General features: G+C 63.4%; 13 protein-coding genes. 7 read left to right on the top strand and 6 right to left on the bottom strand.

Annotated features, from left to right (window positions below):
- Window positions 1–7: 7 nt before the first annotated feature.
- The 3 genes from THIMADRAFT_RS17025 to THIMADRAFT_RS17035 are packed head-to-tail and all read right to left on the bottom strand — an operon-like array spanning window position 8 to window position 4,640.
- On the bottom strand, window positions 8–1,117 hold the full coding sequence (locus THIMADRAFT_RS17025) for an osmoprotectant NAGGN system M42 family peptidase (RefSeq protein WP_007194317.1): 1,110 nt from the start codon (window positions 1,115–1,117) through the stop codon (window positions 8–10).
- Window positions 1,114–2,844 carry an N-acetylglutaminylglutamine synthetase gene (ngg, locus tag THIMADRAFT_RS17030; RefSeq protein ID WP_007194318.1) on the bottom strand — a complete coding sequence of 577 codons (1,731 nt, stop codon included), beginning with the start codon at window positions 2,842–2,844 and terminating at the stop codon, window positions 1,114–1,116. Before ngg ends, THIMADRAFT_RS17025 begins: the two co-directional genes overlap by 4 nt.
- A 20-nt stretch (window positions 2,845–2,864) precedes the next feature.
- Entirely contained in the window at window positions 2,865–4,640 is a 1,776-nt protein-coding gene (locus THIMADRAFT_RS17035; protein ID WP_007194319.1) for an N-acetylglutaminylglutamine amidotransferase, read from the bottom strand.
- Between the two features lie 673 nt (window positions 4,641–5,313).
- Here THIMADRAFT_RS17035 and folE point away from each other — a divergent pair.
- Window positions 5,314–5,952, top strand: coding sequence for a GTP cyclohydrolase I FolE (gene folE / locus THIMADRAFT_RS17040; RefSeq protein ID WP_007194320.1), 639 nt, complete (start codon window positions 5,314–5,316; stop codon window positions 5,950–5,952).
- 142 nt (window positions 5,953–6,094) lie between these two features.
- On the opposite strand, the gene THIMADRAFT_RS17045 is transcribed toward folE, so the two are convergent.
- The 3 genes from THIMADRAFT_RS17045 to THIMADRAFT_RS17055 form a co-directional block, all read right to left on the bottom strand.
- The gene (locus THIMADRAFT_RS17045; protein WP_007194321.1) at window positions 6,095–7,171 is read right to left on the bottom strand and encodes a 3-deoxy-7-phosphoheptulonate synthase; all 1,077 of its coding nucleotides are present in this window, start codon (window positions 7,169–7,171) and stop codon (window positions 6,095–6,097) included.
- A 309-nt stretch (window positions 7,172–7,480) separates the two neighbouring features.
- A complete protein-coding gene (locus THIMADRAFT_RS17050; RefSeq protein WP_007194322.1) occupies window positions 7,481–8,047 on the bottom strand; it encodes a DUF3782 domain-containing protein in 567 nt (188 codons plus the stop codon).
- A 118-nt stretch (window positions 8,048–8,165) separates the two neighbouring features.
- Window positions 8,166–8,774, bottom strand: a complete 609-nt coding sequence (locus THIMADRAFT_RS17055; protein WP_139052871.1) for a hypothetical protein — start codon at window positions 8,772–8,774, stop codon at window positions 8,166–8,168.
- A gap of 351 nt (window positions 8,775–9,125) precedes the next feature.
- Here THIMADRAFT_RS17055 and relB point away from each other — a divergent pair, with 351 nt between their 5' ends.
- The 6 genes from relB (at window position 9,126) to THIMADRAFT_RS17085 (ending at window position 11,507) form a co-directional block, all read left to right on the top strand.
- Window positions 9,126–9,350: a type II toxin-antitoxin system RelB family antitoxin gene (relB, locus tag THIMADRAFT_RS17060; RefSeq protein WP_007194324.1), complete on the top strand. Its 225-nt coding sequence runs from the start codon at window positions 9,126–9,128 to the stop codon at window positions 9,348–9,350.
- Window positions 9,334–9,606 carry a type II toxin-antitoxin system RelE family toxin gene (locus tag THIMADRAFT_RS17065; RefSeq protein ID WP_007194325.1) on the top strand — a complete coding sequence of 91 codons (273 nt, stop codon included), beginning with the start codon at window positions 9,334–9,336 and terminating at the stop codon, window positions 9,604–9,606. Before relB ends, THIMADRAFT_RS17065 begins: the two co-directional genes overlap by 17 nt.
- A 67-nt stretch (window positions 9,607–9,673) precedes the next feature.
- Window positions 9,674–9,910 (top strand): DUF433 domain-containing protein, encoded by a 237-nt coding sequence (locus tag THIMADRAFT_RS17070; RefSeq protein WP_007194326.1) that lies wholly within the window; start codon window positions 9,674–9,676, stop codon window positions 9,908–9,910.
- 24 nt (window positions 9,911–9,934) lie between these two features.
- Window positions 9,935–10,225 carry a hypothetical protein gene (locus THIMADRAFT_RS17075; protein ID WP_007194327.1) on the top strand — a complete coding sequence of 97 codons (291 nt, stop codon included), beginning with the start codon at window positions 9,935–9,937 and terminating at the stop codon, window positions 10,223–10,225.
- 623 nt (window positions 10,226–10,848) lie between these two features.
- The gene (locus THIMADRAFT_RS17080; RefSeq protein ID WP_007194328.1) at window positions 10,849–11,088 is read left to right on the top strand and encodes a ribbon-helix-helix domain-containing protein; all 240 of its coding nucleotides are present in this window, start codon (window positions 10,849–10,851) and stop codon (window positions 11,086–11,088) included.
- Window positions 11,088–11,507: a putative toxin-antitoxin system toxin component, PIN family gene (locus THIMADRAFT_RS17085; protein WP_007194329.1), complete on the top strand. Its 420-nt coding sequence runs from the start codon at window positions 11,088–11,090 to the stop codon at window positions 11,505–11,507. Before THIMADRAFT_RS17080 ends, THIMADRAFT_RS17085 begins: the two co-directional genes overlap by 1 nt.
- The last annotated feature ends 1,032 nt before the right edge of the window (window positions 11,508–12,539 follow it).

The following is a 12,539-nucleotide window of genomic DNA, read 5'->3' on the forward strand; positions in this document are numbered from 1 at the left end:
CCGCGTCTCAACCGGGCTGGATCGGGAAGCCCGCACGCGGGCCCATCTCGAAGCGATCGCGACTGAACAGGGGCGGGCCCTGCATGTAGACGCTCACGAGTCGAGCAAGCGATTCCAAGGCATCGAAGTGGATGCGCTCGTAGCCGTGCGAGGCATCGATGCCGAAGGTCACGAGCGCGGTTCGCACGTCGTTGCCGGCCGTGACGGCCGCGGCGCTGTCGGAGCGGTAATATTTGAAGACGTCGCGCTGATGCGGGATCGCGAACTCCTGGCAGAGCTGGATGATGCGGTGGGTCAGGTGATAATCGAAAGGTCCGAGCTCGTCCGCCATGGCGATGGTCACGCCGAATTCGCTCGAGTTCTGTCCCGGGGCGGTCGTGCCGTTGTCGATGGTCAGCATCTCGGCGACATCCTGCTGAAGCGCGGCCGATGCGCCGGACCCGACCTCCTCGGAGATGGTGAAGAGCGGATGACAGTCGACCGGAAGCTCGAGCCCCTCGCGTCGCACCGCCTCGATCGCCGCGAGCAGGACCGCCGTGCCGGCCTTGTCGTCGAGATGGCGTGAGTTGATGAAGCCGGTATCGGTGATCTCGGGACTGGTATCGATCGCCAGGAAATCGCCGACATGCACGCCCAGACGCAGGAGGTCGGCGATGTCGCGCACGCGCGCATCGACGCGAAATTCCACGAAATCCCAACCGCCGGGCTGATTGTCGATCTCGGGCGCGAAGGTGTGCCCCGATGCCTTCAGGGGCAGGATGGTGCCGCGCCATTGGCAGTTGTCCGTGAAGAGCGTTGCGCGGGCCCCCTCGGCAAAGCGCGCATTCCAGTGTCCGACCGGGACCAGTTGCAGACGGCCGTTCTCTTTGAGCGACTTCACCATGGCGCCGAGCGTGTCGATATGGGCCACGATGGCGCGATCGGGTTGGGAGACCTCGCCCTTGAGCGTCGCACGGATGGCGCCCCGTCGGGTCAGCTCGAAGGGGACCTCCAAGCGCTCGAGCTCCTCGCACACCAAATGAACCACGCGGTCCGTGTAACCGGAAGGGCTGGGCGTGTGCAGCAGCTTGAGCAGGATCTCGACCAGATAGCGCGTATCGATGGCAGGCAACTTCAAGGCATGGACTCCCGGGCGGCGGTCTGAGGAAACAGCATGTCGACGAAGCGCTCGGCGGTCGGTTGGGGCTCGTGATTGGCCAAGCCGGGCCGCTCGTTGGCCTCGATAATCACATAATCGGTCCCGCGCACCGAAGGCACAAGGAAATCGAGCCCCGTGACCGGGATCGCCAGCGCCCGCGCCGCGGCCACGGCGGCCTCGCCGAGAACCGGATTGAGCTCCGCGGTCACGTCGTGGATCGTCCCGCCGGTATGGAGATTCGCGGTCTTGCGCACCGCAAGCACCTCCCCCTCCGGCAGGATCGCATCAAGATCGTAGCCGGCGGAGACGACGCACCGCTTGGTCTCGTCGTCCATCGGGATGTTGCTCTCCCCGCCCGTTGCCGCACGGCGACGCCGGCTCTGGGCCTGGATGAGGTCGCGCACGCTATGCTCACCCGTCCCGGTCACCTGCGCCGGCCGACGGATCGCGGCGGCGACCACCTTATTGTCGATCACGACGATGCGCAGATCCTCGCCCTCGACATACTCCTCCAGAATGACCTGATCACAGACCCGCCGCGCCGCGGCGATCGCGCGCTCGAGGGTCTCGGGATCGCGCACATCGACGCTGATCCCCGCACCCTGCTCCCCGCGCACGGGCTTGACGACCACGCGGCCGAGCTTGGAGAGAAACGCCTCGGCCTGATCCAACGCCTCGAACCGCGTCTGCTCCGGGACCCGCAGACCGGCGTTGCGCAACAGCCGATGGGTGACCGCCTTATCGTCGCAACGGCTCATGGCCACGGCGCTGGTCAGCTCGCTGAGACTCTCGCGACACACGATGCGGCGCCCGCCGAGCACCAGGGCGAAATAGCCGCCCTCGGCATCCAGCACCTCGATCGCAATCCCTCGCCGCCGCGCCTCGTTGACGATGATGGCGGCATAGGGGTTGAGCTTGGTCTCCGGCTGTTGACCCATAAAGAGCGGCTCGTTGTAGGCGTTCTTGTTCTTCAGCGCGAAGGCCGGAATCCGCTCGAAGCCGAGCTTGCGATAGAGCCGGATCGCACGGGTGTTGTCGTGGATCACCGAGAGGTCCAGGAAACCGCGGCCGCGCGCCTGATAGTACTCGATCACCTGTCGCATCAAGGCATCGCCCACACCGGGATACGGCGACTGGGCATCGACGGCGAGCGCCCAGAGGCTCGCGCCGTTCTCCGGATCGGAGAAGGCCGCCACATGATCGACACCGTTCACCGCACCCAGGATCCGACCGTCCTGCTCGTCCTCGGCCACCCAATAGCTGAGAACCTTCGAGGTGCGATGCGACCAGATGAAGTCCGCACTCGGCGGCACCATGCGCCGCATGATGTAGAGCCGGTGGATCGCCTCGGCATCGTCCCGACTATTGAGCAACCGGACATGAAACCCCTTCGGCCGACGCGGCGAGCACTGATAGCGCTCGAACCAGAGCCGAAAGGTATGTGACGGATCGAGAAACAGGTCTTGAGGCGCGTAGGAGAGCACCACGTGCGGATCGCTCAAATAGAGCGCGACGTCGCGTTTGCCGCGATGCTCCTCTTGAAGGGCCTCGGCGATGGCCTTGGGGTCCGTGAAGGTCTGACCGAAGAGCAGACGCCCCCAGCCGCAGTCGACGATTGCGGGCTGACCGAGTGCCTGATCCGCGCGCGGCCGGCGGTCCCAGTTCCTGAGCGACGGAGCACGACTGCGCTCGAATCGATGACGCATCCGATCTCTGCTCATGAGTGTCAGACCCCTTGTTCCTGCAGCCACATCTCCAACAGCGCGACCTGCCACAGCTTGGAGCCGCGCAGCGGGGTCAAATGATCGTCCGGCGCCGCCAACAGTGCCTCGACATAGGCCGGCTGGAACAGACCACGCTCGCGGGCGCGCGGGGAATGCAGCAGATCGCGCACGGTCTCCAAGACCTCGCCGCGCAGATATTTGAGCGCCGGCACCGGGAAATAGCCCTTGGGCCGGTCGATGACCGACGTCGGAATCAGCCGTCGACCGATCGCCTTGAGCACGCCTTTGCCCTCGTCACAGAGCTTGTGCCGATCGGGCATGCGCGCGGCCAGCTCGACCAGCTCGTGGTCGAGGAAAGGGACGCGCGCCTCCAGGCCCCAGGCCATGGTCATGTTGTCGACGCGCTTGACCGGATCGTCCACCAGCATGATCTGCTGGTCGATCCGCAGCGCCTTGTCGACCGGCGCATCGGCACCTGCGCGAGCGAAATGCGCGGCGATAAAGGCACGGCTCGTATCCTCGCCGTGAAACCGCGGATCGACAGCGCGCCGATAGTCCTCCTGCGTGCGATCGCAAAAGGCCTGTGCATAATCGCCGACCGGATCGGTGCTGCCGATCATCGGCGGATACCAGTGATAGCCGGCGAAGACCTCGTCGGCACCCTGCCCGCTCTGGACCACCTTCACGTGCTTGGCGACCTCTTGAGAGAGCAGATAGAAGCCGATGACGTCGTGGCTGACCATGGGCTCGGCCATGGCGCGCACGCAGTTGGGCAGCTCGGGCAGGAGACGCGAAGCCGAATCGACCCGGATCTTGTGATGACGCGTCGCGAAGGTGTCGGCGATGATGTCCGAGTACTGAAACTCGTCGCCCACCTCGGAGCCGACGGTCTCGAAGCCCACCGAGAAGGTGTTGATGCCGCGCTGGCCTTGCTCGGCCAAGAGGGCGACGATGAGGCTCGAATCCAGCCCGCCGGAGAGCAGCACGCCGACGTCGACATCCGCCACCAGACGGCGCGCCACCGCGGTGCGCAGCGCCGACAGGGTGAGCTCTTGCCAATCCTCAAAGGACAGATCGCGCTCTTCGGGGCGGGCGGCAAAGCTGATATCCCAGTAGCAACGGTCACGTTGGCGTCCGTCCCGCTCGATGGTCCGAATGGTCGCAGGCGCGAGCTTGCGCACGCCGCTCAGGATCGTATGCGGCGCCGGAACGACGGCGTGGAAGTGCATGTAGTGATGCAGTGCCACCGGGTCGATCTGGGTGGAGACACCACCGCCGGCGAGCACGGCCGGCAAGGTCGAGGCAAAGCGCAGCCCGCCCGGTACCTCGGCGTAATAGAGCGGCTTGATCCCGAGACGGTCGCGCACCAGGGTCAGGCGACCGGAGTCCCGCTCGGCGACGGCGAAGGCGAACATGCCGTGGAAGCGGTCAACGCAGGCATCGCCCCAGGCGTGGAACGCCTTCAGCACCACCTCCGTATCGCCGTGCGAGAAGAACCGGTAACCCTTGCCTTCCAGCTCGGCGCGCAGCTCTTTGTAGTTGTAGATACAGCCGTTGAAGGCGATCGAGAGACCCAGCGCGCTGTCGACCATGGGCTGCGCCGCATGATTGCTCAGGTCGATGATCGAGAGACGGCGATGCGCGAGTGCGACCCGTCCCTGCTGCCAGAGGCCATCGCCGTCCGGACCGCGCGGTATGATGGCCGCACTCATGGCGCTCAAGGCGCCGAGGTCAATCGGGTTGTCGTCGAAGCGGATCTCACCGCAAAGTCCACACATGAGGCTCTCCTGAAGGTCCGCAGTACAGAAGGCCAACGGCTGATAGACGCGAGAGCACGGGTGGCGTGCGCCGGCGTCGCCTGGCTCGGTCGCTGCACTCGGATGGCATGAAATCGATTCGGGCGGGGCGGGGTTTTCGGTCCGAGGTGCTTAGGGATCGAACCCGACGCAGGGGTCCGAAACACAGGACCGGCGCCGTGTGAATGCGATAGGTGAGCTGGGTAGCAAGACCTGCGGGATCGGCATCGTCGTTCGTCCGCGGATCTGGAAATTCACGATGAACACGCATAGATGATACCGAATGCGGGGGCATCTGGCCACCGTTCGACCACCACGGAGCGTCGGCAGACCGGTCGAACGGCCCCGGGATAGACGACTTGCAGTCGTCCTCTTCAGCCGGACAGACCGCCCGCGAGGTCGCGTTCGACGTGACGAACTTAAGTCCTGAGCAAACCGCCGGCGGACGTTGTGGTTTCTATCGTCAGCACCGACTACGGGTATGGAGTTTCCCGGAAATCATCTCGGAGCGTCTCGGAGTCTCCGCACCGCTCCGCCAGTTCCATTTGTCCCGCGCGGCCCCACCCTCTTGTCCAGAATCTGTTCACGTCGATATCCGGCAGCGCGCCCGAAGACGCCTCCCGGGTCACATCACCAGGACCATTTAGGCAACGCCATGGCAGAGAAACCCAAGCTCACTCAGGTTTTCACGCACAGCCATTACGCCACGAGCTTCGAGGCCGAGTCCGACGAGGAGGTCTATGACGCCCGCAAGGAGGCCCTCGTCAAGAGCATGCTCGGCGAGATCGGCGAAGACCCGAACCGCGAGGGTCTGCGCCGCACGCCGCTGAGGGTCGCCAAGGCGATGGATTTCCTCACCAGCGGCTATTCGATGTCCGCCGAGGAGATCATCAAGAAGGCGCTCTTCGAGGAAGACGTCAGGGAGATGGTGGTGGTGCGCGATATCGAGTTCTACTCGATGTGCGAGCACCACATGCTGCCCTTCTTCGGCCATGCCCATGTCGGCTATCTGCCCAACGGCAAGGTCGTCGGTTTGAGCAAGATCGCCCGCGTGGTCGACGTCTTCGCGCGCCGCCTGCAGGTCCAGGAGCGCCTGACCAGCCAGGTCGCCGATGCGCTCATGGAGCATCTCGGCGCGCACGGCGTCGCCGTCGTCATGGAGGCCAGTCACACCTGCATGATGATGCGCGGCGTGCAGAAACAACGCAGCTCGACCGTCTCGAGCGCCATGCGCGGGACCTTCGAGACCGATCCGCGCACCCGATCCGAGTTCATGTCGTTCATCAAGGGCTGATTGCGGTGGGTCGGACTTGAGTCCGATCCGGCCGGCGGCTGTCCTCGGCGCCTTTGTCGGGCTGAAGCCCGACCCACAGAGGGTTGCCGGGCAATCGCCGAGCCGGTTGCTGGTCGGATCAAACGGACGGATCGCGGAGCGATCAGATCATCCGCCGCGACAGCACGGGGTCGGGCAGCGCGGCGTGCGCGTCGCGGATCATGCGCTCGGTGGTCGCCCAGTCGACACAAGCATCGGTGACCGAGCAGCCATAGCGCAGCTGATCAAGATCCGCAGGGATCGCTTGCTGCCCGGCCTCGATAAAGCTCTCCACCATCAGACCGACGATCGAGCGATTTCCGCCGCTGATCTGATTCACGCAATCGTGCATCACCAGAGGCTGAAGCTCCGGTTGCTTGAAGCTGTTGGCATGAGAACAGTCGATCACGATGCTCGCGGGTAGACCCGCCTTGCTCAACGCCTGCTCCGCCATCGCGACGCTGACGGTGTCGTAGTTGGGGCGATTGCCCCCGCCGCGCAGCACCAGATGTCCGTAGCGGTTGCCGCGAGTCCTGACGACACTGGTCAAGCCTCGGGCATTGATGCCGAGAAAGCTGTGTGGCTGAGCCGCCGAGAGGATCGCGTTGATCGCGGTGTCGACCGAGCCATCCGTCCCGTTCTTGAATCCGACCGGGGTCGACAGCCCCGAGGACATCTCTCGATGGGTCTGCGACTCCGAGGTCCGCGCACCGATCGCCGTCCAACAGATCAGGTCCCACAGATACTGAGGGGCGATGGAGTCGAGCGCCTCGGTCGCGGTGGGCAAACCAAGCTCCGTGACCTCGAGCAGGAATTTCCGCGCCTTCTCCATGCCCTCTGCAATGCTGAAGGTATCGTTCAGGTTCGGATCGTTGATGTAACCCTTCCATCCGGTGGTCGTGCGCGGCTTCTGGAAATAGACCCGCATCACCAACACCATGCGGTCCGAGACCGCATCGGCCAAGACCTTGAGCCGCCGGGCGTAATCCAGACCGGCGACCGGGTCATGGATCGAACAAGGCCCGACGACGACAAAGATCCGAGGATCACGCCGATCCAGGATCGCCTGCAGGGCCTCGCGACCGGCAAGCACGGTCGCCGAGCCTTGATCGGAGATCGGCACGGCACGATGGATCTCCAGCGGCGAAGGCATCGGATCGAAGCCGCTGACGTTGAGGTTTTCCGTTTTCTGCACGCGCATTCACCTTAGAATTCAAACGAAGGGCCGGGGTCTCGTCGACCCAACGGCCGGGCACGAGGATTCTCCGCGGTAGCGCGGATCCCTGTCCATGAGAAAACCGGCCTTTGCCCCTCAAGCGACGGGTCATTGCGCAATCCACCTCTCCGGCTGATCCTGATCGCCGCCGGAAAATGGCTATAAAGACTCTTTCAGGGCCTCGCTCATTCAACCGCGCCCGGTACGGTATACGTCATGCGTTGGACGGGTTTGGCCGCGCCAGCTCCAGCAGGATGACCACCCAATCGTTCTCGCGCTGTAATCCTGTGTCGATCAATACGCGATCGGCTGAAAATCCGCCGGGACATCGAGCTCGAAAACCTGATCATGGATGCGGGCCACATAGAAGCCTTCGCGCAGCGCCCGCTCGCGCAGCTCGGCCGAAAGATCGACGGCGGCGAGGATGCCGTAGAGCCGTTTGTCGCCATGCTCGGGGAAAAATTGCCGAAAACGCGTCAGCAACGCCTTCATTTGGGCGATCGACTCCTCGCGCGCGTGGCTCTTCACCTCCACCACGTAAGCCGCATTGATCGGACCGTTGGCATAGGAAAGCACATCGATTTCAAAGTGCCGGCCGTCTTTGGTGACGCGCACGCTGGGGCTGACCACCTCCATGCCGAAGCGCGTGCGCAGGATGTTTTCCATCGAGGGCAAGGCCAGACCTTCAGTGAAGCTGCCGAATTTCTCGCCCAGGCCGCCAATCTGCTTGCCGAGTTCTCTGATCTGACGATCGGTGTCCTTCATGCGGCGATCGGTTTCCTGCATACTCCGGTCAGTCTCTTGCTGTGATTTCGTCAGCTCCCGCAACAAGCTCCAAACCTCTTCTGCCGGTGTGGTCATGACCAGTGCCCTCGCGTCGATGCGGCGATGAAAACTCGGAACTGCGCTCCACGGACCTCGCAGCTTGCTGCCGGCGCGGGCGGCGCGACCCCCAAACCGCAACCCGCTGCGATCGTGATCAAGACGAGTGCTCGAACTCGCTTTCCGACTCCCGTCCATTGATATAGCCCAGCAGGATCAAACAAAGATCCCGATGCTCGCCGAACCCACGACGCAAATTAGCCAGGAATAATGTGTTGTCGTCCTTGGCCATCAACAGCAGCAGTAAGTCCAGCATCGCGGGATCCTCTTCGGCGTCGATCCAAGCCCAAGCGCGCTCGGTCAGGGTGATGCCGGCACCATTGATCATCTCGATGAGCCTACGATGACGTTTTTGCACATCGGACTGCATCGCGTCATCCAACTGAGCACGCCATGACGCCCAGGTTGACGAAATCGCCGTCCCGAGTTGACTCAACATCGCCTCCTGCACGATCGAGAGCACATCTCCGGGCCGATATCGCACGAAGGACTCTCCGTCGCCGGTTTCCACGTCCCGCTCTGAAGCCCGGGTGGTCCGTTCGGCCCATTGCCCGAGTCCTCGCAGATCCTGCGTCAGTGCAGCAGTCTCACGTTCGATGATCTGCGCACAGGTTTCGGCATCATCGGGAAAGTGCTGCCGCAAACAGGCGATCACGGCATCCGCGCCCAAGGGGTATCGACAGTTGCGCGCACTCAGGCCGGCCATGTCCAGGAAGGCGTTCCCGAACTGCGAATAGACGCTGGACGGAACGGAGTCAGGCCGGTCCAGTCGATCGAGTCCGTCGATCGGTTCCGGCTCCCGAGTGAGACCCGTCGACACCAATGCGGATGCGAGTTGAGCAGGCGTCCACCGCGGCCCGGCATCATGGAGACTGCCCGCCTGGATCAATCCCTCGAGATCCTGCGTGCTGTCGATCCAGGTTCTGAGGGGTCGGGTAGCAGGGTGACCTTACGGTCACCCTGCTACCCGACGAACCAGACCCCTTATCCCCGGCCGAACGTCGTCGGGACATCAGCATGCTATGCTTGTATAGCGCTTTAACTTAGGAGACTGATCATGCTGGCCATCCGACTCCCCGCCGACGTGGAGCAGCGGCTCGAAGCCTTGGCACGGGCCACGGGGCGCACCAAGACCTTCTATGCTCGTGAAGCCATCCTAGAGCATCTGGACGACCTTGAGGACCTGTACTTGGCCGAGCAGCGGTTGATCGACATTCGCGCGGGCAAGACCCAAACCGTGCCGTTGGATGAATTGATGAAGCGTTATGGCCTGGACGATTGAGTTCGACCCGGCCGCCGAACGCGAGCTTGGCAAGCTTGATCCGCCCATCGCCCGCCGCATTCTGGCGTTTCTGCATGGGCGTGTCGCGCCGCTCGATGACCCGCGCCATCTCGGAGAAGCCCTCAAGGGGTCGAGATTGGGGGATTTGTGGAAGTACCGGGTCGGTGATTATCGCCTTATCGTGAGTATCGAGGATGACACGGTGCGCCTCCTCGTGGTCCGCCTCGGTCACCGCCGAGACCTGTATCGACGGTAAGTCACGCCACGCGCCTGGTAAATAAATCTTTCCCCTTTTGGCGCAAACCCCTGTGATGAGGCAAGCCATGAACACGGCATTTGATCGAATCACCATCAACCCCGGCTCGATGAACGGACAGCCCTGTAGCCGCGGTATGAGACTGACCCTTCGCCGCGTGGTTAAAGCCGTGGCCGCTTATCCGGACCGCGACGAGCTGAAACAGGACTATCCTGAAATCGACGACGAGGACATTCGACAAGCGTTGGAATTTGCGGCCATCAGCCTTGACGATCAAATCCTCACCTACCGCTGCAGCCCGTGAAGTCCAATCTCTGAGCCTGCAAATATGCGCACCCTGACCGCCTTCTCCGAGAAAGACCGCGCCTATCACGCCTACCAAGCGCGTCAAGAGTTCCTGCGCCAGCAGCGCTCCATCCAACAGGAGCTGGAGAAAGAGCGCGCGGCCAAAGAAGCCGAGCGACAAACCAAGGAGGAAGCACTTCAAGCCAAGGAGGCGGAGCGACGAGCCAAGGAGGCGGAACGACTAGACAAAGAGGCAGAACGCGAAGCCAAAGAAGCCGCGCTCGCCGAAGTCGCGCGATTGCAGGCACTCCTGAACCAATCGCGCGACGCCTGACTGCCTGCGATCACGAGATCTGAAATGGGTCGGGCTTCAACCCGACAACTCCGCCTCAGGTCATCCGGCGCTCGGCGTCGAGCGCAACACCCGCGCTGCAAGATGACGCCGAGAGCAGGTCGGACTGAATTCCGACCCACGGGGGCCGACCTTACGTTGAACGTTCTTCGAACCGGACCCCTTTTCCCCCAGGGACGCCTGGATTTTTAGGGATCCGCGCCCCCGCCCCGCACCCACCTCCGTGGTCCACTTGGACCTTGGTGGGGCACCGACGATTTTCCGGGGCTCAGCGAGCCAGGGGCCGGGTGTCTACTCCCAACGGAGCAGCCCCACCGCTCTGATCCAGAAGGGTAACTGGCGCGGATCGGAGTGAATCCGCGACCTTTCAACGAGAACCGCGGGCGCGTTGGCGGTAGCAATGTCGCACTTCCCGACCGACACAAGCGTGCTTGGGTGCGAGAAAAAAGGTCGTGCCATTGATCGGGGTCAGCTAAATGGTGACCCCGATGTCCCGATTCCGGGCGTACATGGCGGGAATTGCTGCTTCTTTATCGAGCTGATGGCGACCGGCACCAGTTAGGTGTATAAACACCGGAGTGTAAACACGCCGAACTGGAGGCATCGTGAACACCGTTCGCTGGAACATCGCCGTGTCGCCGGACGTGGATCGGTCCGTGCGCATGTTCATCGCCGCGCAAGGTGGCGGTCGCAAGGGCGATCTGTCGCGCTTTATTGAAGAGGCCGTGCGCGCCTACCTGCTCGAGCAGGCCGTCGATCAAGCCAAGACCGCCGCCGCGGGCATGAGCGAGACAGAGGTGACCGCACTCATCGAGGAGGCCGTGGAATGGGCGCGTGAGCACTGATGCGCGTCATCTTGGACACCAACGTGCTGCTCGCCGCGCTGATCTCGGCGCACGGCCCGCCTGAAACGATCTATCGTGCCTGGCGGGCGGCGCGCTTCGAGCTGGTGACATCGACGGTGCAGCTCGATGAACTGCGGCGCGTGAGCCGTTATCCGAAGCTCAAAACTATTCTGCCCGCACACCGCATCGGCACGATGATCAACAACCTGCAGCGCGCCATCAACCTCGAGCAGCTGCCGATACTGCCGGAGGGCGTCGAGGCAAGCGATCCAAATGACGCATTCCTGCTCGCGATGGCCCTGGCCGGCGAGGCGGACTACCTGGTGACAGGTGATCGGCGCGCCGGGCTGCTGCACCGGCGTAGCATTGGCCGCGCGCGGATCGTTACCCCCGCCACCTTCTGCGCCGAGGCGCTCTGATGAGGCGGGATGTTTCGGGAGGTCCTGACCTTTAGGGGCGCAAGGCACCGGATACGGCCGCCAAGAGCGACTTACGCGTCATTGCTCGCATGCCCGAGGCTGTCGCGAAGGTCCTGCACGACGCAGCCTGAGCCGGCAACCGGCTCGGAGCGATACTCTCCTGACACCCGCTCCGCGGTGTCACGCATGCCCCTGGCGCTCCGCGCGACATGCCGGCCCGGCTTGAGCGACGAACACGGCCGACGTCGCCCTCGATGCGACCCTCGAGCTACTCTGAGACTCCGCACCCGTCGATTGCGCTGACGATAGGAAGTGCAACACCCGCCGGCGGTGCGATGAGCCTCGCACGACTCGGAACACGCGACGAGACGCCGAATCCTCATCGCGGATGCCATCCGTCATCCGGCGCTCACAATCCGATCGCCCGACCCACCCGTGCAACAAGAATCGGCACCCCGACGACCCTGCCGTGTTTCGTCTTCGGTGCTTCCCGGGAAAGGATCTACCGACAGAGCCGGAACCAAGATAAGTCGTCGAAGGTTCCACTCGTTGTCGTTGTCGTCATCGGATTCCGGACGAACCGATCCTTCCTTGCACATCCGATCGACCGGAAGCAACGTCGCGAAGCGGCGTGCCCCCGGGATAGACGACTTGCAGTCGTCCTCCTCCTCGGGCCTCGCTTGCACGACCGTCGCGTCGGGCAACACCTGAAAGGAGGGGAAGATCGCGAATGGATGAGCAAAACGGAAACCGGTGCCAAAGCACGTTCAGCGCGGTTCTCGAGTGCGTCGCGCTGATCGCGACCTCGCGGGCCGTCGGGCCGGCTGAAGAGGACGACTGCAAGTCGTCTATCCGGGGGGTGTCGCCGCTTCGCGACGACCGTTGGCGTCACTTCCGACCCATCGTCTGCGCAGTTGGGATGTCGATTCCCGGAAATCGGCTTAAGACCCGACACCGACGCCTCGTAAAAAACCGACGAGACGGTCATTTTCGAGTCAAGTTGCGCCTACTTCGATGCCGACTTAGCCCCAA

Source organism: Thiocapsa marina 5811 (assembly GCF_000223985.1).
GTDB classification, from domain to species: domain Bacteria; phylum Pseudomonadota; class Gammaproteobacteria; order Chromatiales; family Chromatiaceae; genus Thiocapsa; species Thiocapsa marina.

Excerpts from the sequence above, each read along its gene's own strand:
- THIMADRAFT_RS17035 (WP_007194319.1), bottom strand. The coding sequence starts at position 4,640 with ATGTGTGGACTTTGCGGTGAGATCCGCTTCGACGACAACCCGATTGAC.
- THIMADRAFT_RS17085 (WP_007194329.1), top strand. The coding sequence starts at position 11,088 with ATGCGCGTCATCTTGGACACCAACGTGCTGCTCGCCGCGCTGATCTCG.
- THIMADRAFT_RS17075 (WP_007194327.1), top strand. The coding sequence starts at position 9,935 with ATGCGCACCCTGACCGCCTTCTCCGAGAAAGACCGCGCCTATCACGCC.
- THIMADRAFT_RS17070 (WP_007194326.1), top strand. The coding sequence starts at position 9,674 with ATGAACACGGCATTTGATCGAATCACCATCAACCCCGGCTCGATGAAC.
- THIMADRAFT_RS17050 (WP_007194322.1), bottom strand. The coding sequence starts at position 8,047 with ATGACCACACCGGCAGAAGAGGTTTGGAGCTTGTTGCGGGAGCTGACG.
- folE (WP_007194320.1), top strand. The coding sequence starts at position 5,314 with ATGGCAGAGAAACCCAAGCTCACTCAGGTTTTCACGCACAGCCATTAC.
- THIMADRAFT_RS17055 (WP_139052871.1), bottom strand. The coding sequence starts at position 8,774 with ATGGCCGGCCTGAGTGCGCGCAACTGTCGATACCCCTTGGGCGCGGAT.
- THIMADRAFT_RS17045 (WP_007194321.1), bottom strand. The coding sequence starts at position 7,171 with ATGCGCGTGCAGAAAACGGAAAACCTCAACGTCAGCGGCTTCGATCCG.
- relB (WP_007194324.1), top strand. The coding sequence starts at position 9,126 with ATGCTGGCCATCCGACTCCCCGCCGACGTGGAGCAGCGGCTCGAAGCC.
- THIMADRAFT_RS17065 (WP_007194325.1), top strand. The coding sequence starts at position 9,334 with ATGGCCTGGACGATTGAGTTCGACCCGGCCGCCGAACGCGAGCTTGGC.
- ngg (WP_007194318.1), bottom strand. The coding sequence starts at position 2,844 with ATGCGTCATCGATTCGAGCGCAGTCGTGCTCCGTCGCTCAGGAACTGG.